This is a genomic window from Streptomyces sp. NPDC056144 (assembly GCF_042264145.1).
Lineage (GTDB): Bacteria > Actinomycetota > Actinomycetes > Streptomycetales > Streptomycetaceae > Streptomyces.
In genome coordinates this window covers 73,181-95,393 of the sequence record NZ_JBHJVF010000001.1, presented here as the reverse complement: position 1 = coordinate 95,393, position 22,213 = coordinate 73,181, and the positions used below count along the sequence as shown (strand labels likewise).

The window sequence follows — 22,213 nt, the reverse complement described above, 5'->3', positions numbered from 1 at the left end:
GCGCGGGTGTCCGCACCGGCACTCGGCCGTCGCCCAAGCCGCCATGTCCGCCGCCTCCCCCTCCTGCGGGTCGCCCCGTCCAGCGTACTGCCCGTCAGCTCGACGGACGCATCCTGAACTCGTAGGCATACGGCAGGAGTTCATCGGTAATTTCTGCCCAGAGGTCACCGATGGTCTCGGCCCCCTCGCGGAGGTCCGCGACCTCGAAGCCCGCGTCGAAGACGGCGCGGGCTTCCGCCGTCCGCCGCTCGGCGAGCAGGAGCCGCGCTTCGAGGAGCCGGAAGGCACCCCGCGCCCGCACCGCCTCTGGCAGCCGGGCCCACACCTCCCGCGCCCGGCCGGGGCGCCCGGCGGCCAGCAGGGCGGTGAGCGTCTCGCGTCCGAGCGCGGCGGCGACCACCTGGTTCTCGCCCGCGCGGTCGGCGTGGTCGGCGAAGGCCTCGGCGAACCGCTCGGCGGCCCGTACCGGGTGCCCGTCCTCGCGGTCGGCGACCGCCAGGCAGTACAGCAGGGGCCAGCGCACGGCTGCCTCGCGCAGGCCGCGCTCCCAGCTCCGTACCGCCTGCGCGCGGTCGTCGGCGTGCCACTGGGCGATGCCGAGGTGGTACTCGGTGGAGGGGTCGGCGGGGGCGGTCTCCAGCATGTCCCGCCAGGGCGCGGAGACCAGGGGCGGTCCGGGCGGCGCGCCCTTCTCCGGTGCGGGCAGGACTCCGGCCTCCAACAGGACGCGCCAGGGCGCCTGTTCGGGTCCGAGCATCGACTCCGGGAAGGGGGTGCCGGGCAACTCGTACCGTCCGCGCAGGACTTCGAGGGCTCCCCAGCCCGATCCCTCGGCGAGGACGTCCCCGGGTTCGGCGTCGGCCGCGTGCGCGCGCCACGCCTCGTACGCCGCGTCGACCTCGGCGCGCGGCAACGCCCGCGCGAGCCCGTCCTCAACGGCCGTACGGGCCGCCGCCCAGTCCTCGCCGAGCGCCGTCGCGGGATCGGCGGCCACCGGTCCGTACGCCTCCATCCAGCTGAACTCCTCCTCGCCCGGCAGCTCCAGGTGCTCCAGCTGCGTGCGGGCGAGGCCCGCCTGCATCTCGGCGTAGCCGGGGGTGCCGGGTTCGGTGAGCCACTCCTGCCAGCGGCGGCCGCCGCAGCCGCCGCCCCAGACGAAGAGCTTGCGTCCGCGCAGGTGGTCGGTGGAGGCCTGGACGAGGCCGGTGCCGTCGGCGTCGAGGGCGGCGATCCAGCGGCGCTGCCCGTCGGGCAGGTCGTGGAACCAGTCGGCGGCGTGCTCGGCGGTGCGCGGGTACGACCGGTCGGCCCCGCCGTCCTCCGCCACGGGGAAGGGCGCGTGGCGCAGGCCGCGTTCGTAGCCGTGGTGCCAGGCGGCGTCCGCCGGAACGACGACACGGCGGTCCTCGGGTACGGCGATGTTGGACCACCAGTAGACGGGTGCCGGGCGCTCGTGCGGGTTGCGGATCCGGACGCCGACGCGGAGGAAGTCGGAGCCCTCGGGGAGCCACAGGTCGACCTGGAAGGGCAGGTCGCGCAGCCGCTCCCACTCCCAGAGGCGGAGCATCGGGCCGCCGTCGGGGGCGGGGACGAGGGCCGCGTGGAGCGGCGAGCAGGAGAGGGTGGTGTGGCCGGTGGCTCCGATGTTCCACTCGATGCCACCGGAGAACCAGGCGCCGTTGAGGGCGAAGGCGGCGGGCTGGAACACCGGGTTGCGGTAGAGGAGTTCGCGCCCCGTGGGCTTGTGGTGGAGGGAGTGGACCCGGCCGCCGAGCCCCGGGAGGACGGTGGCGCGGAGCCGGTCGTTCTCGATGACGATCGCGTCGAGACCGGTGGGCGTGCGCTCACGTCCGTACCCGTCGCGCACGGGGGCGGGAAGGAGGCTGCGGAGGGGCGCCCGTCCGAGGTTCCGGGCCATGTCGCGCGGGAGTCCGGCGAGGGTCGCCGGGTCGACCGCGTGCGTACCGTCGTGGGTCCGCAGGGCGGGCAGGGGGTTGTCCGGGCCCAGAGGGGCCGCGGGCAGCGTCAGTACGGCACGTCGTACGGTCGTCATCCACCCATGGAACACGGCGGGGCCTGCCGTGACCAGGGGTTCTACCGGCCGGAAAATCGCGGGCCCCGTCGGCGGAGCCGTCCTAGGGTGGAGGGTCGGCCGCCGCCGGGGCGGCCTCCGGGAGCACCACGGGAGTACGGGACATGAGCACGCAGCACACCTACAGGGTCATCGTGCGCGGCACCTTCGACGGCCTGTCGGAGGAGAGCCGGACGCGGCTGCTCGCCGAGGTGGAGGACCACGGCCTCGCCGCGATGCAGTTCACGGAGGAGGGCTCGCTCGCCTACGACCGGACGCTCAAGCACTTCTCGTACCGGCTCGTGGTCGTCTCGGACGCGGCGGACGGCGACGAGATGGCGGGCGCGCTCGCGGAGGAGCGGGTGGAGAACGCCCTGCGGGCGCTCGGTCACGGGTACAAGGCGCTGCGGTCGACGGTGACCGACCTCGACACGATGAAGATCAACTACAAGCGCTGAGGTCACCCGGCGGGGTCGTCCGGCGCGGTGATGGCCCAGCGCTCGTGGTCCCGCCAGGCCCCGTCGATGAACAGCATGGCGGGCGAGAACCCCTCCAGACGGAAGCCGGCACGCTGGACGAGCGCGCGGGAGGCGGCGTTGCCGGGCTGGATGTTCGCCTCCAGGCGGTGCAGCTCCAGGGGCCCGAAGGCGTACGCGAGGACGAGCCCGAGGGCCTCGCCGAGGAGCCCGCGCCCGGCGGCGTGCGCGAAGGCGCCGTAGCCCAGGGCTCCGCTGCGGAAGGCGCCGCGGACGATGTTGTTGATGTTGACGAACCCGGCGATGCGCCCGCCGTCCCCGTACCCCGTGTGCTCGCACACGAGGAATCCGGCGCGCGCGGGATCCCCGGTCAGCGCGCCCGCGTACGCGGCGTACGCCTCGGGGGTGCACGGCGGGTAGAGCCACGGCCGGTGGAGCTCGCGGCTCTCGCGGGCGCGGGCGGTGAACTCCTCGGCGTCGTCCGGGGAGAACGGCCGCAGGCCCACGCGGGGCCCGGTGGCGAGGAAGCGTCCGTGGTCGTCGGGCATGGCCTCAGAGTAGGACGCGACCACCGAGGCCGGTCAGGGGGCTGCGGGAGACGGCGGGGCCCAGCCGCCCGGCCTCGCCTTCCACGTCCTGGGCCGGGGTCGGTCAGCGCCGGGCGGTGCGGACCCGCGGCGGGCAGCTCTCGCCCTTGCGTACGACTCCGATCACGGCGGTGGCGCGGCGGCCCACGCCCGTACCGGCGGCCGGGTACTGCGTGCACACCCGCCAGTTCGACGGCCACACCACGCGCCGGTCCCGGCCGCTCGCGTCGTGGACGTCGAGGCGGGTGCGGCGCGGCAGCCGGGTGAAGACCCGCCACAGCGGCACGTCGAGCAGGTCAGGCATCGGGCGGGCCGGTATCGGCATGCCCGGCACGGCGGGCTCCTCGACCGAGCCGACGGCTACGGCGGCGAGTGCCAGGACGGCGCCCGCGCCGACGAAGGCGGCCCGCCTCACTTGCGCCTCCGGGCCGCGAAGTAGTAGCCGCAGGCGGCGCCGAGGAGGGCGGTCGCGAGCAGCGCCATGTAGAGCGGCATGGACACTTCGGGGATCAGGATCCGGATCTTGACCTCGCGGGTGTTCTCGAAGATGAAGACCAGCGTGAGGACGGCGAGCGCGATCATGGCGATCCGCCCCGGGGTGAAGGCTCCGCTGAACCGCGAGGTGCCCCCTCCTGGCGCCCCGGACTTCTGCTTGGGACTCATGGGACCCACCCTCTCCTCGGTCGTGCCGGCTTGGGACCAGAATGGGGCGCGTGAGGCCCCACCGTGACGGTGAGCAGAGCCGTACGGGTGACTTGTCAGACAACGAGGCCGGTTACGGTGGGGGCCGGACACCGCCCGGCACCGGGCGGAGAGCCGCACAGCGAGAGGCGAGGAGACGGCCGTGACGGTCAGCGGGCAGCGGCGACGGCCGGTCGTGGCGCTCTACGAGCGGATCGCGGACGCCGTCCACGACGGCACCTACCCGCCCGGTTCGACGCTCCCCTCCGAGCCGAAGCTCGCCGCCGAACTGGGCGTGAGCCGGCCCGCGCTGCGCGAGGCGCTGCTGCTGCTCCAGGAGGACGGCCTGCTCTCCGTGCGGCGCGGGGTAGGCCGGACCGTCAACGACCGGCCGCCGCGCCGCGGCTTCGAGCACGTCCAGCCGCTGGAGGAGCTGATCGGCACGGGCGGCCCGCTGCGCGTCCGGGCGCTGCTCCGGACGGTCGAGGAGCCCACCGACTTCACCACCCAGCACCTGCTGGCCCCGGCCCGCGCCGAGCTGCGGTTCTGGGAGACCGTGCTGACCGGGGAGGGCACGGCCGCGGCCCTCAGCCACGAGTGGGCGGCGGCGGACGACGTCCTGGACCGGGCGCACCCGGAGTTCGCCCGCGCCCTGCGGAGCGCGGCGGAGTCCACGGCCCCTGCGGGGCCCGCCCCCGCCGTCTCGATGCTCTCGGTGCTCGTCGGCGCCTCCCGCGAGACCGCGCTGAGCGCGCACAGCGGCATCACCGCGACGCTGCTCGGGCGGCGGCGCGGCGAGCAGCTCGGCCGCCCGGCGGACACCCCGGCGGTCCTGGTCACCCAGGTCGTACGGGTCGGGGACGTCCCGGTCCTGGCCGCGAAGCACATGCTCCCGACGGGCGCCCCGGCCCTGCCGGTCCTCCAGTCCCACTGAGCGGCGCCGAGGACCTCGGCCCGCCCCTGTCAGGGCCGTCACAGCGTGCGGTCCGGGTGTGGCGTACACTTCCCCGCCATGCACTTGTCTGACAACCCTGCCGCGCATGTCGCCCCCACCGTCTCCGAGTGGATCCGCCGCGCCCCCAAGGCCGTCCTCCACGACCACCTCGACGGCGGCCTGCGTCCCGCGACCATCGTCGAACTGGCGCGCGAGGTGGGCTACACCGCGCTCCCGACCGAGGACCCGGCCGCGCTCGCGGTCTGGTTCCGGGACGCCGCCGACTCCGGCTCCCTGGAGCGGTACCTGGAGACCTTCGCCCACACCTGCGCGGTGATGCAGACCCGCGAGGCGCTCACGCGCATCGCGGCCGAGTGCGCCGAGGACCTCGCCGCGGACGGCGTCGTCTACGCCGAGATCCGCTACGCCCCCGAGCAGCACCTCGAAGGCGGCCTGACCCTCGACGAGGTCGTCGAGGCGGTCAACGAGGGCTTCCGCGAGGGCGAGCGCCGCACCGGCGGCCGGATCACGGTCCGGACGCTCCTCACCGGCATGCGCCACACCGACCGCTCCCTGGAGATCGCGCGGCTCACCGTCGCGCACCGGGACAACGGCGTGGCCGGCTTCGACATCGCCGGCGGCGAGATCGGCAACCCGCCGGCCCGCCACCTCCCCGCCTTCCAGCACCTGAAGCGGGAGAACTGCCACTTCACGATCCACGCGGGCGAGGCCGTCGGCGCGGAGTCGATCCACGAGGCCGTGCAGGTCTGCGGCTCCGAGCGCATCGGCCACGGCGTGCGGATCACCGACGACATCGCCGAGGACGGCACGCTGGGCCGCCTCGCCTCGTACGTCCGCGACAACGGCATCGCCCTGGAGGTCTGCCCGACCTCCAACCTCCAGACGGGCGCCGCGAAGGACTACGCCTCGCACCCGATCGACGAGCTGCGCCGCCTCGGCTTCCGCGTCACGCTCAACACCGACAACCGTCTGGTCTCGGGCACCACCATGAGCGAGGAGTTCCAGCACATGGTGGACGCCTTCGGGTACGGCCCCGAGGTGTTCGAGGAGTTCACGGTCGCCGCCCTGGAGGCCGCGTTCCTGCCGCTCCCCGAGCGCCGGCGCCTGATCGACGAGGTCGTCCGCCCGGGCTACGCCGCTCTCTGACCGGCCCCGGTGCGCATCCGGCCCGGGTTCACACCAGGGCCGGTACGTCGAGGGTGAGGGTGCCCGTCTCCGCGTCGAGGACGCCGGGCACCCCCAGCGGCACGGTCAGCGCCGTCCGGCAGTGGCCGAAGCCCAGCTCCTCGACGACGGGCACGCCGAGGCCGCCGAGCCGGTCCACGAGGACCGCCCGCACCTCCTCGTACGGACCGCACTCCTCCCACGAGCCCAGGCCAATGCCCGTCACCCCGTCGAGCAGGCCCGATCTCAGCAGCTGGGTGAGGACGCGGTCGAGCCGGTACGGCTCCTCCCCCACGTCCTCGACGAGCAGCAGCCCGCCGCGCGCCGAGGCCCTGCCGGCCGGGGTGCCGAGGTCGGCGGCGAGCAGACTGACGCAGCCGCCGAAGGTGACGCCCCGGGCCCGCCCGGGGGCCAGCGCCCGGGCCGTCTCCAGGCCGAGGGTCCGTACCGACTCCGGCTCGAAGAGGGTCGCGCGCAGCGACTCCTGAGTGCGGGCGTCCACCAGGAAGGTGCCGGCCGCGACCATCGGCCCGTGGAGCGTGGCCAGGCCCGTGCGCAGGGCGAAGGCCTCGTGGAGGGCGGTGATGTCGCTGTACCCGACGAACACCTTGGGTCCGGCCGCCCGGATCGCCGGCCAGTCGAGGAGATCGACCATCCGCTGGGCCCCGTAGCCGCCGCGCGCGCAGAGGACGGCGGAGACCGTCGGGTCGCACCAGGCCTCCGTCAGCTCCCGGGCCCTCGCCTCGTCGGCGCCCGCGAGATAGCCGAGGGTCGGGTGGGTGTCGCGGACGTGCGGGGCGACGACCGGCTCCAGGCCCCAGCGGCGCAGGACGGCGAGCCCCGCCGCGAGCCGCTCCTCGGGTACGGGCCCGCTCGGCGCGACGACGGCGACGCGCGCGCCCGGCCGGAGCCGCGCGGCCCGCGTCAGGGGTTCCATGACGACCGCTTCCGCCGGGGTCATGTCCGCAGCTCCAGTGCGGGCACGTCCGTCCGGTCGAGACCGAAGGTCCTGACGTACAGGGCGAGTTCGGCCTCCAGAGCCCGGATCATCGTGTCGGCCCGCCGGAAGCCGTGCCCCTCCCCCTCGAAGCCGAGGTAGGCGTGCGGAACGCCCCGCCCCGCCATCCTGGCGAGGAAGCGCTCGGCCTGCGCGGGCGGGCAGATCACGTCGTCGAGCCCCTGGAGCAGCACGAACGGGGTGGTGATCCGGTCGACGTGCTCGATCGGGGACCGCTCCCGGTAGCGCTCGGGCACCTCGTCGAGGGGGCCGATCAGGCCGTGGAGGTACTGGGACTCGAAGTCGTGGGTCTCGTCGGTGGCCCAGCCGAGGAGGTCGAGGACGGGATAGATGATCGTGCCGCAGGCGTACACGTCCGTGGCGACGAGGGACGCCGCGGTCGTCCAGCCGCCCGCGCTGCCGCCGCGCACCGCGAGCCGCGCCGGGTCGGCGGTGCCCTCGGCGGCGAGGGCCGCCGCGACGGCGGCGCAGTCCTCGACGTCGACGACGCCCCACCGCTCGCGCAGCCGGTCCCGGTACTCCCGGCCGTAGCCGGTCGAGCCGCCGTAGTTGACCTCGGCGACGCCGATGCCGCGCGAGGTGAAGTACGCGATCTCCAGGTCCAGGACGAGCGGCGCGTGCCCGGTGGGGCCGCCGTGGGCCCAGATGACGTAGGGCGGGCGTTCGTCGGTGGGGCCGGTGAAGGCGGGGTGGTGCGGCGGGTGGACCTGCGCGTGGATCTCGCGCCCGCCGGGGCCGGTGAAGACGCGCTCGTGGGGTGCGGGGTAGTACGCGGGGTCGACGGCGTCCGCGTGGGCGGCGGCGACCACGCGCGCGTGGCCGGTGCCGGTGTCGAGCTCGACGAGTTCGTAGGAGCCGCGCGGCGACGCGGCGACGCCGACGACCCGGGTGTCCCGCACGGCGAGGGTGGAGGCCCACTCGGTCCAGGGCCCGGCCGCGTCGGCGAGCGTGCCGGTCTCGGGGTCGAGGATGCCGAGGGCGGTGGTGCCCTTGCCGTGGACGACGGCGATCAGCCCGTCGTCCAGCGGCGCGAACCAGGTGAGCCCGATCTTCCAGAGCGGCCCGGCGAACTCCTCCTCGCGCGGGCACAGCGCGACGGGTTCCGCCAGTCCCACAGCCTCCCCGGGCTCCGCCCGGTAGAGGTTCCACCAGCCCGTCCGGTCGCTCGCGAAGAGCAGCCGCCCCCGGGCGTCCCAGGCGACCTGGGGGATCGACTCCTCGGGCCCGCCGGCGACGGTCCGCTCCCGCGCGAACGTGCCGTCGGGGCCGACCTCGGCGAGCCGCAGCTCGGTGCCGTCCCAGGGCATACGGGGATGGTCCCAGGCGATCCAGGCCGCCCGGCGCCCGTCGGGCGAGAGCCGGGGACCGGTGACGAACCGGTGCCGGCCGTCGGAGAGCTCCCGCACGGCCGCGCGGTCCCCGGCGGCCGAGCCGTCGAGCGGCACGGCGACGAGGACCCGGCGCACGTCGGTCGGCGCGGGCCCGGTGAACTCCTCCAGGACGCACCACACCTCGTCCCGGTCCGGGTGGACCACCGGGTCGACCCAGCGCAGCCCGCCGCCGACGGCGGAGACGGGCGTGAGCGGCCGGGGCGCGGCGCCGGGCCCGTCTCCCCCGCCGGCCCCGGGCTCGTACACGTACAACCGCTGGTCGGGGAAGTGGCAGAAGACCACGAGCGGTCCGCCCTCGGCGCGCGGCGAAGCGGCCCAGGGCTGTCCGCCGTACTCGACGAGCCTGCTGCGGACGTTCCACGGCGCGGGGAGGACGGACTCCTCGGTGCCGTCGGCGCGCCGCCGGACGAGGGCGCGTCTGCCGCCCTCGTCCGGGCGGGGCGCGGTCCACCACAGCTCGTCGCCGACGGCCCCCACGTACTCGGGGCGGCCGTCGTGAGCGGCGGCGAGGGCCGCGTCGACGGGTGAGGGCCAGCTCCCGTACGGGGCGGTCCTCTTCATCATGGTCGCGGCCATCCCCGCTCCCCCTGTCACGGTCCCGGTCCTACGCGGACTTCAGATAGTGGTCGAGCACCCGGACGCCGAAGTGCAGCGCGTCCACGGGGACGCGTTCGTCGACGCCGTGGAAGAGCGCCCCGTAGTCGAGTCCGGGCGGCAGCCGGAGCGGCGAGAAGCCGTATCCGGTGATGCCGAGCCGGGAGAACTGCTTGGCGTCGGTGCCGCCGGACATGGTGAAGGGCACGACGTGCCCGTCCGGGTCGAAGCGCTCGACGGCGGCCCTGAGCTTGGCGAAGGTGGGCGAGTCGACGGGGGCTTCGAGGGAGACCTCGCGGTGGTGGTACTCCCACTCCACGTCGGGCCCGGTGAGCAGGTCCATGGTCGCGGCGAACTCGGCGTCCCCGCCGGGCAGGGTCCGGCCGTCGATGTAGGCGACGGCCTCGCCCGGGATGACGTTGACCTTGTACCCGGAGGACAGCATCGTCGGGTTCGCGCTGTTGCGGACGGTGGACTCGACGAGCGCTGCGGCGGGGCCGAGCTTGTCGAGGAGGAGCTCGACGTCGAGGTCGGGCGCGCGGGTGTCCACGTCGATCCCGTAGAGCGCGGCGAGCTCGGTGAGGGCGGCGCGGACGGTGGTGGTGAGGCGGACGGGCCAGGTGTGCGAGCCGATCCGGGCGACGGCGGCGGCGAGCCGGGTCACCGCGTTGGCGTGGTTCACCTTGGAGCCGTGACCGGCGCGGCCCCGGGCGGTCAGCTTGAGCCAGGCGGTGCCGCGCTCCCCCGCCGCGATCGGGTAGATCCGCGTGTCGGGCTGCGGGTGGAAGCTGAACGCCCCGGACTCGCTGATGCCCTCCGTGCACCCTTCGAAGAGGGCGGCGTGCCGGTCGGCGAGGAAGCCGGAGCCGTCCTCGGCGCTGGCCTCCTCGTCGGCGGTGAAGGCGAGGACGACGTCGCGGCGCGGCCGGACGCCCTGCCGGGCCCAGGAGCGGACGACGGCCAGGACCATCGCGTCCATGTTCTTCATGTCGACGGCGCCGCGCCCCCACACGAGCCCGTCGCGGATCTCCCCGGAGAAGGGGTGCACGCTCCACTCGGCGGGGTCGGCGGGGACCACGTCGAGGTGGCCGTGGACGAGGAGCGCGTCGGCCGAGGGGTCGGTGCCGGGGATGCGGGCCACGACGTTCGTCCGGCCCGGGGTCCGCTCCAGGAGCGTGGGTTCGATCCCGGCGGCGGCGAGCCGCTCGGCGACGTACTCGGCGGCCGGCCGCTCGCGGCAGTCGCCGTCGCCCCGGTTGGTGGTGTCGATGCGGATGAGCTCGGAGGTGAACGTCACCACCTCGTCGAGCGCCGCCGCGTCGGGGGCCGTGGGGTCGGAACCCGTGAGGTCGGGACCCCGGATCTCGTCAGCCATACTGCTCCTCCACCGCGGCCGAGACGATGGTCGTGACCGCCTTGAACGTGCGAATTGCCTCGTACATCGTCCCTCCGACGTACGACACGCGCCGCTCGCCGCTCCGCACGACCCCGGGAACCACCGTGGCGGCGGCGCCCAGGTGGTCCGCGTCGAACTCCACCTCGACGGTGAACGGGCCGCCGCGGACCGGCTCGTGCCGCACGGCGAGCGAGGTCGCGTCCTTGGCCGCCGCCCTGATGTCGGCGGCGGTCCGCGCCGGGGTCCGGCACACGGCCGCGTACCGCGAGACGTGGTCCTTGACGGCGACCTTGCGGGCCTCGGGCGCGTACCCGAGAGCGTCCTCGCAGGTCAGGTCGTCGCCGGTGACGAGGATGACCGGCACCCCGTACTCCGCCACGACGTGCGCGTTGAGCACGCCCTCGCTCGCCCGCTCACCGTTCAGCCACACGCCGGTGATCGAGTTCGCGAGGTACGTGTGCGCGAGGACGCCCTCCGCGCCGGCGCCCGTGTGGTACCCGACGAACGCGATCCCGTCGACGTCCCCGTGCTGCACGCCCTCGACCATCGACAGCGCCTTGTGCCGCCCGGTGAGCATCTCGACCCGCTCGTCGAGCCGCTCCAGGAGCAGGTTCCGCATGGTCCAGTGCGCCTCGTTGATCAGCACCTCGTCGGCCCCGCCGTCGAAGAAGCCCTGCACGGCCGCGTTCACGTCGGACGTGAACATGGCACGGCACCGCTCCCACTGCGGCGTGCCCGGCAGCACGTCGGCGGGCCAGGTCACACCGGTCGCGCCCTCCATGTCGGCGCTGATGAGGATCTTCATGCCTGGCACCGTACGCGCCGCCCGGCACCCCTACCACCCCTGTGGATAACCGCCGTTGGAGTGGACCAATGGTGCTCACCGGGACGGCGGTACGGATCAGCCGCCGAGTTCCCGATACCGCCGGGGATCCTCCTCGGCGAGTCGGCGCAGGACGGCGGCGGCCCGCTCCTCGGGCGGTGACCCGTCATCCGGAAGCCGCCAGAGGAACTGGCGTGCGTGCTGTTCCGCGTCGGGGGTGCCGTCGGCGCCCAGAGGCAGCCCGTCGAAGGTGACGACAGTGATGTCCGGCTGGTGGAAGTCCGTGGAGATCCACCCTCGTGCGAGTCCCCAGCGGCCGAGCAGGTCGGGCCGCTCGCGCAGTCCCGCGCTGATCAGCGCGGCGGTCCTGCGGGCCGGCCACGCCCAGCTCCGGTCCTGCTCTGCGCGGGCGATCTCGGCGTCGTACGCGTCGGCGTCGAAGCGGTACGCGACGGGGGCCTCCGGCAGTCCCAGCGGTGGTCTCGACGGCGTGTTCGGCCGTCGCCAGCCGTCCCAGACGACGTGGGCGCCCTCGCGCCGCACGGTCACGTAGAGGGCCCCGCAGCAGCCCTCGGTGCAGTACGCCTCCGCGAGGCGCACCTCCCGGGGCTCGGAGTCGGCCCGCAGCGCCCCGTCGTCAAGGAGTCGCTCGGGCGGCTCCGCCGGTCCGTGGCCGAAGAATGCCGGGACGAGGGGACGCCCATCGACGAGGAGCCGGGTCTCGACGACGTCCGGGTCGCCGGGGTCGGCGACGGTGACCTCGATGCGCAGCCGGGGCGTCTCCGAGGGGACGGCCGGCGTGTTCGCCCAGAGCCGCCGTGACGTGCGACGGATCCAGTCGACGCGACGGCGGGCCTCCCGGTCGAGCGGTGTGGCGGAGTCGCCGACGGCGGACAGGAGGGTGTGGATCGTCTCCTGGCGGCGCTCCGGCGGCCAGGGAAGGAGGTGCGCGGCGCCGCTGTGCAGGTCGAGGGCGAGCGAGACGAGGGAGGCCCGGTGGTCCAGGAGCGGTGGCAGCTCGTAGGCACGAGTGGCCACCGCCTCGAAGAGGGCGACGGCTTCGTCGTACGCCAGGATCTCGCTCTCGTAGTTCCGGCCGTGGCACATGCGGGTCAGCAGGTGCAGTGCGCGGGCGAGGAGACCGGAGTGGTCGGGATGCCGCCGGAGGAGGTCCGGGAGGCCGACGGCCTCCGCGACACGCCGGGCGTGCTCGGGGCCGAGTTCACGGGGTCCGGTCGGCAGGTCCACGAGGAGGTCGGCTGTCCCGTCCCCGGTGGCCAGGGCGTCGACGAACCCACGCAGGGCGTCCGCCCTGGCTCGGTGGATCAGCCACACGAAGGCGGAGGACGCACGGTCCAGGGGTTCCAGGGTCTCGGCGGCGTGCACGCCGACCTCGTCCAGGAGGCCCAGCGTGCGCAGGTACGGCACGTCCTCGGGTTCGCCGAGCCGGGAGAGGATCCCCAGCCCGGCGGTGACGGCGAGGAGGTCCGTCCCGTAGCGGGTGAGGTGTCGTCCGAACGCCCTGGCCCGGGTTCGGGAGGCGGGCTCGTCGAGCGCCGGCCAGGTCGCCACGGCCCGGTAGACGGTACGGGCGGCCGCGCCAGTCGAGGCGAGCGAGCGCGGGGCCCAGGCTCCGGCCCGGCCGGTGTCGGGATCGGCGATCAGGGGGGCGAGGGCTCCGGTGACCGCGGCACAGGCCTCACGCCAGGTGAGGCCCTCGCGTCGGCGGCCTCGTCGACGAGCTTTCTCAGGCAACGCGTACCCGCCGTCGGGCAGAGGCGCGTCAGGGGCCGCGTTCCGGAGATCGCGGGCGTAGGCGTAGAGGGAGGGTGCGAGCGTCGGGCGCTCGTGGGTGGCGCTCAACGCGCGGGGTGGAGCTCGATTCCATGAGTCATGGGGGCAGCGTGCCGGTCGGGGCGCCCGGAGCACCACCGATTTAAAAGGTCCGAATCGCGGCTCGAAAAGGGCGAAATATCGTCAACATGTGCGTATAGGCTGTCGGCCGCAGTTGTCGTACGACCTTTCGGAGAGCCCTCGGTGACCATCGCCATCACCCCGTCCGACACGTCCGCCGAAGCCGCCGAGAACGCCCCGGAGGCGATCTCGGAGCCGGAGTTCTGGGTGCCCTCTGCTCCGGAGCCCGCGCCCGTGGCGGAGAACGAGGTCCAGGACGACGACGAGGTACAGGACGAGGACGACGAGGGGGCCGACGGGCACGACCCCGTCGTCGTCCGTGACGCGCAGGACTTCGGGATCTACGCCCGGACCGGCGGCTGGGCGTTCGCGCTCAAGGTCGCGCGGAGTGTGCGGCCCGGTGGGCAGTCGGCCGAGGGGAACGCGCGGGCGAAGGTGTCGGCGAAGGCGTTCGCCGCGCTCGCCGGGTGCTCGCCCGACCGGGTCATGCGCTACTACAAGGCCTGGGACATGGCGGCCGACGACGGTCTCGTCCCGCAGTTCGAGGTCCTGGTGCCGGGCGAGGACGTCGAGCTGCCCGACGCCGACGTCTGGCTGTCGTACTACACCTCCCGCAACAGCGCCTCCTCCGTGCGCGGCCAGGCGATCACGGCGGCGGCCGAGGCCGAGGGCATCCGGCCGACCAAGGCCCTGGAGGTCGCCGAGAACCCGACGGCGCTGCGGGCCGCGATCCTCGCCGACCCCGGGACGGCCGAGGCCGCGCGCGGCGCGCTCCTCGACCGCATGAAGGAGGACCCGGCCCTCCAGACGGAGATGGCGCGGGCCATCGCCCGTACCGACGACCTGAAGAAGGCCGTGGCCAACGAGGCGAAGGCAGCCGACCGCATCGGGTACGTGCGGCAGATCGTCGAGAACGGCCAGATCAAGACCCCGGCCGGGCAGACGGTCGACGCCCCGGCCGAGCTGCGCGCCGAGGCCGAGCGCCACCTGTCGCTCATCGACGAGCTGGACGACTCCGAGGAGGCCGGCGAGTGGGCCGGCGAGGCGTACGACGCCGTGAAGGGGCTCGTCGCGAAGGCCGTCGAGGAGAACCCGGAGCTGCGGGTCCAGGAGCGGCGGACCAAGTTCTACAACAGCCTGCAGAAGGCGACCAAGGTCTTCGAGGAGCTCACCCTCGACGAGGTCATGGAGGAGGACATCTACGAGGCGGACATGCTCCAGCGCCTCGAAGCCCTCCAGGAGGCGATCGGCACCTGCATCAGCGCGCTGCGCAAGGCGACGACCACCTCCTGAGCCGTACGAGGGCCGGGTCAGTCCTGGTGGCCGAGCTGGAGGTCGCGTTCCGTGCGGCCTCCTCCGGCCATCTGGAGGACCGTGGCCACCGGCGGGTACCCGGCCGCGATGACCGTGTACTCGCCCGACGACAGGTCGACGAAGCGGAACGTCCCGTCGGCCCCCGTCGTCAGCGTGTCCATGACGTTCCCCGCCGCGTCGAGCAGGGTGACCCGGGCGTCCTCGACCGGGCGCCCGCCCCCGGCCCGTACCGTCCCCCGCAGCACCGCCCCGCCCGCCAGCTCGATGTCCTGGCGGGTCTCCCGTGAGGACTGCACGCTCACCGGCAGCGCGGCCGGCCGGAAGGCGGGGGCGCTGGCCGCGAGCGTGTACTCGCCCGCGACGAGCTCCGTGATGACGTACCCGCCCTCGCGCCCGCTGCGCGTCGAGGCGACGACCTCGCCGCGTACGTCGGTGAGGGTGACGGCCGCGTCCCGTACCGGCGTCCCGTCGGCGGTCACGACGTTCCCCGCGAGCCGCCCCGCGCCGCCGAGGACGACGTCGAGCTCCACCGGCCGGTCGCCGACGGTGACGGAGACGGCCTGCGGCTGGTGTCCGCCGGCGGCGGCGATGAGGACGTACGCGCCCCGGTCGGGGACGCTCAGCGCGTAGCGCCCGTCCTCGCCGCTCGCGCCGCGCCCGACCTGGCGCCCCTGGACGTCGATGAGCGTGAGCGCCGCCCGTGGCACGCGGCTGCCGTCGTGGTGCTGGACGGTGCCGCAGACCGCGACCCCGGAGTGGACTTCGTACGAGGACGAGGACGAGGACGAGGACGAGGACGAGGACGTGGGCACCGGCGCGGGGCCGGGGGCGGGACCGGTCCCCGGCGCGGGCGCCGCGTGCCGGGCGTGCGGGACGGCCTCGGTGAGCGGGCTGTGGTGGGTCACCAGCGGTTTCTCCTTGAGGAAGAAGGCGAGGACGAGGCCGAGCACGAGGACCGGCACGAGGTAGAGGAAGATGCGCGGCATCGCGTCCGCGTACGCCTGCACGTACGCCTCGCGCAGCGCGGGCGGCAGGGCGCGTACCGACTGCGGGGTGATCGACTCGGCCGGCGGGAGGGCCGTGCCCGCGCCGCCGTGGGCGAGGACGCCCGCCAGGCGGTCGCCGAGGGCGTCGTCGAGCCGGGAGGCGAAGAGGGTGCCGAAGACGGCCGCGCCGACGCTGCCGCCGATCTGGCGGAAGTAGTTGTGGGCGCTGGTGGCGGTGCCGAGGTCGGCGGGGCGCACGGAGTTCTGGACGGCGAGGACGAGGACCGGCATGACGAGTCCGATGCCGGTGCCGAGGACGGCCTGCCAGAGGCTGTGCTGGAGGCGCGGGGTGTCCGTGTCCATGCGGGAGAGCAGCCACATGCCGAGGACGGAGACGGCCCCGCCGACCACCGGGTAGATCTTGTAGTGGCCGGTGCGGCTGATGAGCTGCCCCGAGACGACGGAGGCGACGACGATCCCGCCCATGAGCGGCAGCATCAGCAGCCCGGACTCGGTGGCGGTGGCGCCCTCGACCATCTGGAGGAAGCTCGGCAGGTAGCTGGCGGCGCCGAAGAGGGCGATGCCGACGACCGCGCCGACGAGCGCGGTGACGGTGAAGACCGAGTCGCGGAACAGCCGCAGCGGGATGAGCGGTTCGGGGGCGAAGCGCTCGACGACCAGGAACAGGAGGGTCGTTACGAGGGCGCCACCGGCCAGGGCGAGGATGGTCCGCGACCCCCAGGCGTACTCCGTGCCGCCCCAACTGGTGAGCAGGACCAGGCAGGTGGAGGCGGCGGCGAGGAGCAGCGCGCCGAGGACGTCGAACCGCGCCCGCGCCACGGGCTTCGGCAGCTTGAGGACGACGGCGACGACGGCGAGGGTGACGAGCCCGAAGGGCACGTTGAAGTAGAAGCACCAGCGCCAGGAGACGTGGTCGGTGAAGAAGCCGCCGAGCAGCGGTCCGGCGACGGAGGCGAGGCCGAAGGCGGCGCCGATCAGCCCCATGTACCGGCCGCGCTCCCGGGCCGGGACGATGTCGGCGATGATCGCCTGGACGCCGATCATGAGCCCGCCGGCGCCCGCGCCCTGGATGGCGCGGAAGGCGATGAGCTCGTCCATGGACCGGGACCAGCCGGCGAGTGCCGAGCCGATGACGAAGACGACGATCGCGAAGAGGAAGACGCCCTTGCGGCCGAGGAGGTCGCCGAGCTTCCCGTAGACCGGCAGGCCGATGGTGGAGGTCAGCAGGTAGGCGGTGATGGCCCAGGACATCCGGTCGAGGCCCTGGAGCTCGCCGACGATCCTCGGGAGCGCGGTGGCGACGATCATCTGCTCCAGCGCGGCGAGGAGCAGCGCGAGCATCAGGCCGCAGAAGACGAGCCGGACGCGGCGGGGGTCGTGGACCACGGGGTCGGGATCGAGGGCGGGGCCGGGGCCGGACTGCGGACCGGGATGGGAACCGGGACCGGCGGGCGGGCCGTCCGCGGTCAGCGGCTCCGCGCCCCCCTCCACGTCTTCCGCGATGGTGATCGCACCCATGCACCTGCTCCCCTCGTCACGGCGTCTGCGCCGCGCGCATTCTTCGCATGCGGCGCGAACCGGGAGCAAGTCGGGCGGTACGGAGGCTCAGTGGGGTCCCGTGCGCCGAACGTCCCTGCGGTACGGCGCACTTGGGTCGCTCATCAGCGCGTTTACGGGAACGCCCGCGCCCCCTCGGTGCGCGGGGCTCCGGTACGGGGGGCGCGGGCGAACCACTCGAATCGGTGAACGCCCAGGGCGTTACTTCTCGACCTTCGCCGCCAGGTTGGCGAGCACGGCGTCGTGGATCCGGGCCAGGCCCTTGGGCGCGAAGGTCCGCTCGAAGAAGCCGCCGATGCCCCCGGCGCCGTTCCAGACGGTGGAGACGACGGCCCGGGACTTGCCCTCGCCGGCCGGGGTCACGGTCCAGGTGGTGACCATGGAGGAGTTGCGGTCCTTCTCCACGAGCTGCCCGTCGGTGGGCTCGGTGACCTCCAGGAGGCAGTCGCGGATCCGCTTGCTGGTGGCCTGGAGCTTCCAGTGGACGAGGGTGCCCTCGCCGTCGCCGCCCTCGCGGACCTCGTACTCGCTGTACTGCTCGGGGAGCACCTCGCCGCGCGTACCGCTGTAGTCCGCCAGGGCGTCGAACACCGTCTCCGCGTCCGCGGCGATGATCCGTTCCGTGGTGGCTTCGACCTGCGCCATTGACTTCCTCCAGCTCGTGGTTCCTCAGGGGTGTGGCCCAAGCGAACCACGCGGGGTCCGGGGCGCGAAATCCGGGCCTCCCCGGCAAAGGGAACGGATGCGCCGGACCGGGGCACCGGGCATGCCCACCCGAGACACCGGGCACCCCGACCCGGGGCACCGGGCACGCCGACCCGGGACACCGGGCACGCCGTCCACGGCACCTGACACGCCGTCGGATCCCCCTGACACGCCGTCCCGTCCCCTCCGTTCGGGTCAAGTCTGGGCGAATCGGGTCCTCACGGGCCCCGCACGGGACACAAACGCCCTATGACCCCACGCGCAGGAATGCTGATCGCCGCTGGAGCGCTGGTCGCCGGGACGGTCACCGTCCTGCCCGCCGCCTCCGCGGGCGCCGGTGAGCCGACCCCCCGACCGCTGCTCCCCCGACTCGCCTGGACCGGCTGTGCCACCCAGGCCTATCCGAAGCTCCAGTGCGCCACCCTGAAGGTGCCGCTCAACCACGACGACCCGGCCGGGCGGAGCATCACCCTGGCCCTCACCCGGGTCCCGCACACGTCGAGGACCTTCCAGGGCCCGCTGCTCGTGAACCCGGGCGGGCCGGGCGGCAGCGGGCGCGGGATGGCCGGGTACGTGGCGGCCTCGCTGCCGCCGAAGGTGGCCGCCGAGTACGACGTCATCGGATTCGACCCGCGCGGTGTCGGCAAGAGCGAGCCCGCGCTCGACTGCCGGCCCGGCCACTTCGCGCCGGTCCGCCCGGACTCGGTCCCGCGCGGGGCGGACGCGGAGAAGGCGGCCCTGGAGCGGGCCCAGTCCTTCGCCGAGGCCTGCGGCAAGAAGTACGCGGACGTCCTGCCGTACATCGACACCGTGAGCACCGCCCGCGACGTGGACGCCATCCGCGCGGCGCTCGGCGCGCCGCAGGTCAACTACCTCGGCTACTCGTACGGCACCTACCTCGGCGCGGTCTACGCCCGGCTCTACCCGGAGCGGGTGCGGCGCATGGCGCTCGACTCCGTCGTCAACCCGCACGGGGTCTGGTACGAGGACAACATCGCGCAGGACTACGCCTTCGACACCCGCCACAGGGACTTCATGGCCTGGGTGGCGCGCAAGGACACCACGTACAAGCTGGGCACGGACCCGGCGGCGGTCGAGGCGGCCTGGTACCGGATGCGGGACGCGCTGCGCGACAGCCCGGCCGGCGGGAAGGTCGGGCCGGGCGAGCTGGAGGACACCTTCCTGCCCGGCGGGTACTACAACGGGTACTGGCCGCGCCTCGCGAGCGCCTTCTCCGCGTACGTGAACGAGGGCGACGGGGAGCCGCTGAAGGAGGCGTACGAGCGGTACGGCGAGGCCGACGCGTCCGCCGACAACGGGTACTCCGTCTACACGAGCGTGCAGTGCAGGGACGCGGCCTGGCCGCGCGACTGGAGCGTGTGGCGCAAGGACAACTGGGACGTGCACGCCAAGGCGCCCTTCTCGACCTGGAACAACGCCTGGTACAACGCGCCCTGCGCCTTCTGGCCGGTGGCCTCGCTGACGCCGCCGGACGTCGCCAACGACCGGGTGGCACCGGTCCTCATCCTCCAGGCGACCGAGGACGCCGCGACGCCGTACGAGGGCGGGGTCGCCCTGCACCGGCTGATGAGCGGCTCCAGCCTGGTCGTCGAGCAGGGCGGCGGCAACCACGGCGTGACGCTCGGCGGCAACGACTGCCTGGACGGGCACCTCGCGGCCTACCTCGCCACGGGCACGGTGCCGCGCGGCAAGGACGGGGCGGAGGTGGACGCGGTCTGCGAGGCGCTGCCGGAGCCGGAGCCGGACCCGGTGGCGCCGGCGGCGAAGAAGACCGCTCCCGACAACGGCTCCACCGGCAACCGGGTCGGCGCTCTGCGCGCGGAGCCGACCGGCATGACCCTGCACGGGCTCCTCGGTCACGTGCGCTGACGCCTCCTCCTGACCTGGCAACGCCCGCGTCCTCCCAGGTCGCGGGCGTTGTCAGTGGCGTGCGCGAGGATGTGGGACATGACCAGCCACCTCACCCACGTGCCCGCTCCCGACGGCATCGCCCCCAGCCCCCAGTACAGCCACGTCGTGTGGGGGACCGGGCGGTTCGTCGCGATATCCGGGCAGTGCGCGCTGGACGCCTCGGGCGCGGTCGTCGGGGAGGGCGACGCGACGGCCCAGGCCCGGCAGGTCTTCGCCAATCTGGAGCGCTGCCTCGCCGCCGCGGGCGCGGGCTTCGGGGACGTGGTGAAGCTGACGTACTTCGTGACGGACGTGGCCCACCTCCCGGCGGTGCGGGACGCCCGGGACGCGTACTTCGCGGGCGCGCCGCTGCCGGCGAGCTCGGCGGTCCAGGTCTCGGCGCTCGTCCGGCCGGAGCTGCTGATCGAGATCGAGGCGTTCGCGCTCGTCCCGGAACAGGTCACGGACGGGGCCGGGGCGGATCTTCGTTTGATACGTTGACGCGCATGTTCCTCTTCCGTGCGTAGGAGTCCGCAGGTCGGCCCGTGGCCGACCCACAGGACCCTGCTGCCCTTTTCGAGGAACATCCGAGGTACTTCGCCATGTCCGCGACCTCCCCTGCCCCCGCACCCGTGCGTCCCGTCGCATCGGCCCCCTCCTACGCGGCCGTCCTGAGGCTGCCGCACGTCCGCCGCGTCTTCCTCTCGGCGCTGTTCGGGCGGCTCTCCTTCGGGATCGTCTCCTTCTCCCTGCTCCTCACCGTCAAGGCGAGCACCGGCTCGTACGCGGCGGTCGGCACGGTGATGGCCGTGTGGGGCCTCGTCACCGTCCTCCTCTCCCCCGCCCGTGCGGCCCTGGTCGACCGCTACGGGCCGCGTCGCGCCCTGCCCCCGCTCGCCGTCGGGCACGCGCTGATGTACACCGCGCTCGCGGTGACGGCGGCCCGGGGCACGTCGTCCGTGCTCGCGCTCGCCGTCCTCGCCGCCGCCGGGGGCGCCCTCACCCCGCCGCTGGGGCCGGTGACCCGGGCCCGGATGAGCGTCCTGATCGCCGACCGGGACCTGCTGCGGCGCGCGTACAGCCTGGACACGGTGGCGGAGGAGCTCCTCTTCGTCTCCGGTCCCTTGCTGGTGGGGCTGCTCACCGGCTTCGCGCCGCCCGCGGCCGGGCTCGCGGTCTGCGCCGGGCTCGTCCTGGCGGGGACGGCCGCCCTCGTCACGGCGCCGGGGATGCGGGGCGCGGGCGGGACGCGGCACGAGGACGCGGCGGAGGCCCCCGGGACGGGGTCGGCGGCGGCCGGGGCGCGTGCCGGGGTCGTACGGGCCGTGGCCGTCGCCGCCTCCCTGGGCGTCTGCCTCGGCGGCTTCGACCTCCTCCTGATCGCCTTCGCCGAGGAGCACCAGCGGCCGGGGGTCGTGCCGTGGGCGATGTCGGCCCTCTCGGCGGGCAGCGCGGTGGGCGGTCTGGTGCTCGGCGCCGTGGACGTGCGGATCCCCACCTCCGTACGCCTCGCGCTGCTCACGCTCGGGCTCGGCACGGTCCTGGCGACGGCCGGGCTGGCCCCGCACCCGTACGTCCTGGTCGGCTGGGTCGCGCTCGGAGGCCTGTGTCTGGCGCCCGCGCTGACGAGTGCCTATCTGCTCGCCGACGAGTCGGCGGCTCCCGGCCGCCGCACGCGGACCGGCGCCTGGGTCAACACCGCGTTCAACGCGGGCACGACGGCCGCCACCGCCGGGGCCGGGCTCCTCGTCGGCCGACTGCCGCTCGCCCTCTGCTTCGCGCTCGCCGCGCTCCCGGCCGTCGGCACGGCGCTCGCGACGCTGCTGCCGTCGGCCTCAGCCGTCGGAGCCGATCCGCGCGAGTGACTCCCGCGCCGCGCGGCCGAGCCGGGGGTGCGGCAGCGCGGCTTCGAGCGTCGGGCGGGCTCGCCGGTCCCCCAGGGTCCCGAGCCCCTCGACGCAGGCGAGCCCGACCCGCCAGTGCGGGTCGTCGGCGGGAAGTCGCCGCTCCAGAACGGCGATCAGGGACGGTACGGATTCCGGTGCGCGGAGCGAGGCGAGCAGCCGGACCGGCAGGAGGGCGTAGGCGACGCGGAGTTCGTTGGTGGCGAGCGCGGCGGCGGCGCGCGCGGTGCGCGGGTCGCCGAGCCGGACGAGGGCGTGGGCGGCGGAGACGCAGCGTTCGGGGTCGCGGTGGTTGAGGAGGAGGACGAGTGCCTCGAACGCCCGCCGGTCGCCCGCGAGTCCGAGCTTGAAGGCGGCGATCTCGTGGGCCCAGAGCGGCTGCCCGGGGGTGGCGAGGACGCGGTGCAGTTCCTCCGGATCGGTGGTGTCCGCGAGTTCCGTGAAGAAGGCGGGGAGTTCTCCGCCCGCATTCCCGATCTCTTCCCGCAATCGATCGATCATCGAGCAGAATTCGGGGTCCCGGGCGAAATCCTCGGCGTATTCCATGAATCCGACCCTATCCGCGATCCAGATCACATTTTCCCGACTCCCCAAGGCTGGCGCGCTCGTTACCGGCCGGTTAGTCTCAGGTGAGCGGGCCACCCCCCGCTCCGCACGACGGCCTGGTGACGCAGCCGTCCGTGTCTGTACGTCGGTTCGGCAGTTTCGACGGGACTCCGGGACAGAGTCCGTCGCCTTCTCTCCT

General features: G+C 74.2%; 19 protein-coding genes. 7 read left to right on the top strand and 12 right to left on the bottom strand.

Annotated elements, in window-relative coordinates:
• Positions 1–94: 94 nt before the first annotated feature.
• A complete protein-coding gene (locus ACFC0Z_RS00385; protein WP_376431152.1) occupies positions 95–2,053 on the bottom strand; it encodes a DUF5107 domain-containing protein in 1,959 nt (652 codons plus the stop codon).
• Between the two features lie 143 nt (positions 2,054–2,196).
• On the opposite strand from ACFC0Z_RS00385, the gene ACFC0Z_RS00380 reads away from it, so the two are divergent.
• Positions 2,197–2,529 carry a DUF6204 family protein gene (locus tag ACFC0Z_RS00380; protein ID WP_376431150.1) on the top strand — a complete coding sequence of 111 codons (333 nt, stop codon included), beginning with the start codon at positions 2,197–2,199 and terminating at the stop codon, positions 2,527–2,529.
• A gap of 2 nt (positions 2,530–2,531) precedes the next feature.
• Here the strand turns inward: ACFC0Z_RS00380 and ACFC0Z_RS00375 are convergent, their stop codons facing one another.
• From ACFC0Z_RS00375 to ACFC0Z_RS00365, 3 genes are all read right to left on the bottom strand, one after another.
• Positions 2,532–3,095, bottom strand: a complete 564-nt coding sequence (locus ACFC0Z_RS00375; protein WP_376431148.1) for a GNAT family N-acetyltransferase — start codon at positions 3,093–3,095, stop codon at positions 2,532–2,534.
• Between the two features lie 103 nt (positions 3,096–3,198).
• Positions 3,199–3,549: a hypothetical protein gene (locus ACFC0Z_RS00370; protein ID WP_376431146.1), complete on the bottom strand. Its 351-nt coding sequence runs from the start codon at positions 3,547–3,549 to the stop codon at positions 3,199–3,201.
• The gene (locus tag ACFC0Z_RS00365; RefSeq protein WP_376431144.1) at positions 3,546–3,797 is read right to left on the bottom strand and encodes a DUF1049 domain-containing protein; all 252 of its coding nucleotides are present in this window, start codon (positions 3,795–3,797) and stop codon (positions 3,546–3,548) included. The genes ACFC0Z_RS00370 and ACFC0Z_RS00365 overlap by 4 nt, the downstream gene beginning before the upstream one ends.
• A gap of 181 nt (positions 3,798–3,978) precedes the next feature.
• Between ACFC0Z_RS00365 and ACFC0Z_RS00360 the strand changes: the two genes are divergently transcribed.
• Together ACFC0Z_RS00360 and ACFC0Z_RS00355 are read left to right on the top strand one after the other, a co-directional pair.
• Positions 3,979–4,749 carry a GntR family transcriptional regulator gene (locus ACFC0Z_RS00360; RefSeq protein WP_376431142.1) on the top strand — a complete coding sequence of 257 codons (771 nt, stop codon included), beginning with the start codon at positions 3,979–3,981 and terminating at the stop codon, positions 4,747–4,749.
• A 78-nt stretch (positions 4,750–4,827) separates the two neighbouring features.
• Positions 4,828–5,916, top strand: coding sequence for an adenosine deaminase (locus ACFC0Z_RS00355; RefSeq protein WP_376431140.1), 1,089 nt, complete (start codon positions 4,828–4,830; stop codon positions 5,914–5,916).
• Positions 5,917–5,944: 28 nt separating this feature from the next.
• On the opposite strand, the gene ACFC0Z_RS00350 is transcribed toward ACFC0Z_RS00355, so the two are convergent.
• The 5 genes from ACFC0Z_RS00350 to ACFC0Z_RS00330 all read right to left on the bottom strand — a co-directional run bounded on the left by ACFC0Z_RS00350 (position 5,945) and on the right by ACFC0Z_RS00330 (position 13,019).
• Positions 5,945–6,895 carry an LD-carboxypeptidase gene (locus ACFC0Z_RS00350; protein WP_376431139.1) on the bottom strand — a complete coding sequence of 317 codons (951 nt, stop codon included), beginning with the start codon at positions 6,893–6,895 and terminating at the stop codon, positions 5,945–5,947.
• A complete protein-coding gene (locus tag ACFC0Z_RS00345) occupies positions 6,892–8,904 on the bottom strand; it encodes a prolyl oligopeptidase family serine peptidase (RefSeq protein WP_376433388.1) in 2,013 nt (670 codons plus the stop codon). Before ACFC0Z_RS00345 ends, ACFC0Z_RS00350 begins: the two co-directional genes overlap by 4 nt.
• A 43-nt stretch (positions 8,905–8,947) precedes the next feature.
• A complete protein-coding gene (locus tag ACFC0Z_RS00340; protein WP_376431137.1) occupies positions 8,948–10,312 on the bottom strand; it encodes a M20/M25/M40 family metallo-hydrolase in 1,365 nt (454 codons plus the stop codon).
• Positions 10,305–11,138 carry a M55 family metallopeptidase gene (locus ACFC0Z_RS00335; protein ID WP_376431135.1) on the bottom strand — a complete coding sequence of 278 codons (834 nt, stop codon included), beginning with the start codon at positions 11,136–11,138 and terminating at the stop codon, positions 10,305–10,307. Before ACFC0Z_RS00335 ends, ACFC0Z_RS00340 begins: the two co-directional genes overlap by 8 nt.
• Before the next feature lie 96 nt (positions 11,139–11,234).
• Positions 11,235–13,019, bottom strand: coding sequence for a hypothetical protein (locus ACFC0Z_RS00330; RefSeq protein ID WP_376431133.1), 1,785 nt, complete (start codon positions 13,017–13,019; stop codon positions 11,235–11,237).
• A gap of 174 nt (positions 13,020–13,193) precedes the next feature.
• On the opposite strand from ACFC0Z_RS00330, the gene ACFC0Z_RS00325 reads away from it, so the two are divergent.
• Positions 13,194–14,363, top strand: a complete 1,170-nt coding sequence (locus ACFC0Z_RS00325; protein WP_376431131.1) for a hypothetical protein — start codon at positions 13,194–13,196, stop codon at positions 14,361–14,363.
• 17 nt (positions 14,364–14,380) lie between these two features.
• On the opposite strand, the gene ACFC0Z_RS00320 is transcribed toward ACFC0Z_RS00325, so the two are convergent.
• Both ACFC0Z_RS00320 and ACFC0Z_RS00315 read right to left on the bottom strand, forming a co-directional pair.
• A complete protein-coding gene (locus tag ACFC0Z_RS00320; RefSeq protein WP_376431129.1) occupies positions 14,381–16,909 on the bottom strand; it encodes an MFS transporter in 2,529 nt (842 codons plus the stop codon).
• A 240-nt stretch (positions 16,910–17,149) separates the two neighbouring features.
• The gene (locus ACFC0Z_RS00315; RefSeq protein ID WP_376431127.1) at positions 17,150–17,593 is read right to left on the bottom strand and encodes an SRPBCC family protein; all 444 of its coding nucleotides are present in this window, start codon (positions 17,591–17,593) and stop codon (positions 17,150–17,152) included.
• A gap of 309 nt (positions 17,594–17,902) precedes the next feature.
• Here ACFC0Z_RS00315 and ACFC0Z_RS00310 point away from each other — a divergent pair, with 309 nt between their 5' ends.
• From ACFC0Z_RS00310 to ACFC0Z_RS00300, 3 genes are all read left to right on the top strand, one after another.
• Positions 17,903–19,543 (top strand): alpha/beta hydrolase, encoded by a 1,641-nt coding sequence (locus tag ACFC0Z_RS00310; RefSeq protein ID WP_376431125.1) that lies wholly within the window; start codon positions 17,903–17,905, stop codon positions 19,541–19,543.
• Positions 19,544–19,621: 78 nt separating this feature from the next.
• Positions 19,622–20,065 (top strand): RidA family protein, encoded by a 444-nt coding sequence (locus ACFC0Z_RS00305; RefSeq protein ID WP_376431123.1) that lies wholly within the window; start codon positions 19,622–19,624, stop codon positions 20,063–20,065.
• Between the two features lie 101 nt (positions 20,066–20,166).
• Positions 20,167–21,429: an MFS transporter gene (locus ACFC0Z_RS00300; protein ID WP_376431121.1), complete on the top strand. Its 1,263-nt coding sequence runs from the start codon at positions 20,167–20,169 to the stop codon at positions 21,427–21,429.
• Here ACFC0Z_RS00300 and ACFC0Z_RS00295 read toward each other — a convergent pair.
• Positions 21,400–22,014 carry a HEAT repeat domain-containing protein gene (locus ACFC0Z_RS00295; protein WP_376431119.1) on the bottom strand — a complete coding sequence of 205 codons (615 nt, stop codon included), beginning with the start codon at positions 22,012–22,014 and terminating at the stop codon, positions 21,400–21,402. The two genes, ACFC0Z_RS00300 and ACFC0Z_RS00295, sit on opposite strands and share 30 nt — an antisense overlap.
• Between the last annotated feature and the right edge of the window lie 199 nt (positions 22,015–22,213).

Excerpts from the sequence above, each read along its gene's own strand:
- ACFC0Z_RS00385 (WP_376431152.1), bottom strand. The coding sequence starts at position 2,053 with ATGACGACCGTACGACGTGCCGTACTGACGCTGCCCGCGGCCCCTCTG.
- ACFC0Z_RS00380 (WP_376431150.1), top strand. The coding sequence starts at position 2,197 with ATGAGCACGCAGCACACCTACAGGGTCATCGTGCGCGGCACCTTCGAC.
- ACFC0Z_RS00375 (WP_376431148.1), bottom strand. The coding sequence starts at position 3,095 with ATGCCCGACGACCACGGACGCTTCCTCGCCACCGGGCCCCGCGTGGGC.
- ACFC0Z_RS00365 (WP_376431144.1), bottom strand. The coding sequence starts at position 3,797 with ATGAGTCCCAAGCAGAAGTCCGGGGCGCCAGGAGGGGGCACCTCGCGG.
- ACFC0Z_RS00355 (WP_376431140.1), top strand. The coding sequence starts at position 4,828 with ATGCACTTGTCTGACAACCCTGCCGCGCATGTCGCCCCCACCGTCTCC.
- ACFC0Z_RS00350 (WP_376431139.1), bottom strand. The coding sequence starts at position 6,895 with ATGACCCCGGCGGAAGCGGTCGTCATGGAACCCCTGACGCGGGCCGCG.
- ACFC0Z_RS00345 (WP_376433388.1), bottom strand. The coding sequence starts at position 8,904 with ATGAAGAGGACCGCCCCGTACGGGAGCTGGCCCTCACCCGTCGACGCG.
- ACFC0Z_RS00340 (WP_376431137.1), bottom strand. The coding sequence starts at position 10,312 with ATGGCTGACGAGATCCGGGGTCCCGACCTCACGGGTTCCGACCCCACG.
- ACFC0Z_RS00335 (WP_376431135.1), bottom strand. The coding sequence starts at position 11,138 with ATGAAGATCCTCATCAGCGCCGACATGGAGGGCGCGACCGGTGTGACC.
- ACFC0Z_RS00320 (WP_376431129.1), bottom strand. The coding sequence starts at position 16,909 with ATGGGTGCGATCACCATCGCGGAAGACGTGGAGGGGGGCGCGGAGCCG.
- ACFC0Z_RS00315 (WP_376431127.1), bottom strand. The coding sequence starts at position 17,593 with ATGGCGCAGGTCGAAGCCACCACGGAACGGATCATCGCCGCGGACGCG.
- ACFC0Z_RS00310 (WP_376431125.1), top strand. The coding sequence starts at position 17,903 with ATGACCCCACGCGCAGGAATGCTGATCGCCGCTGGAGCGCTGGTCGCC.
- ACFC0Z_RS00305 (WP_376431123.1), top strand. The coding sequence starts at position 19,622 with ATGACCAGCCACCTCACCCACGTGCCCGCTCCCGACGGCATCGCCCCC.
- ACFC0Z_RS00300 (WP_376431121.1), top strand. The coding sequence starts at position 20,167 with ATGTCCGCGACCTCCCCTGCCCCCGCACCCGTGCGTCCCGTCGCATCG.
- ACFC0Z_RS00295 (WP_376431119.1), bottom strand. The coding sequence starts at position 22,014 with ATGGAATACGCCGAGGATTTCGCCCGGGACCCCGAATTCTGCTCGATG.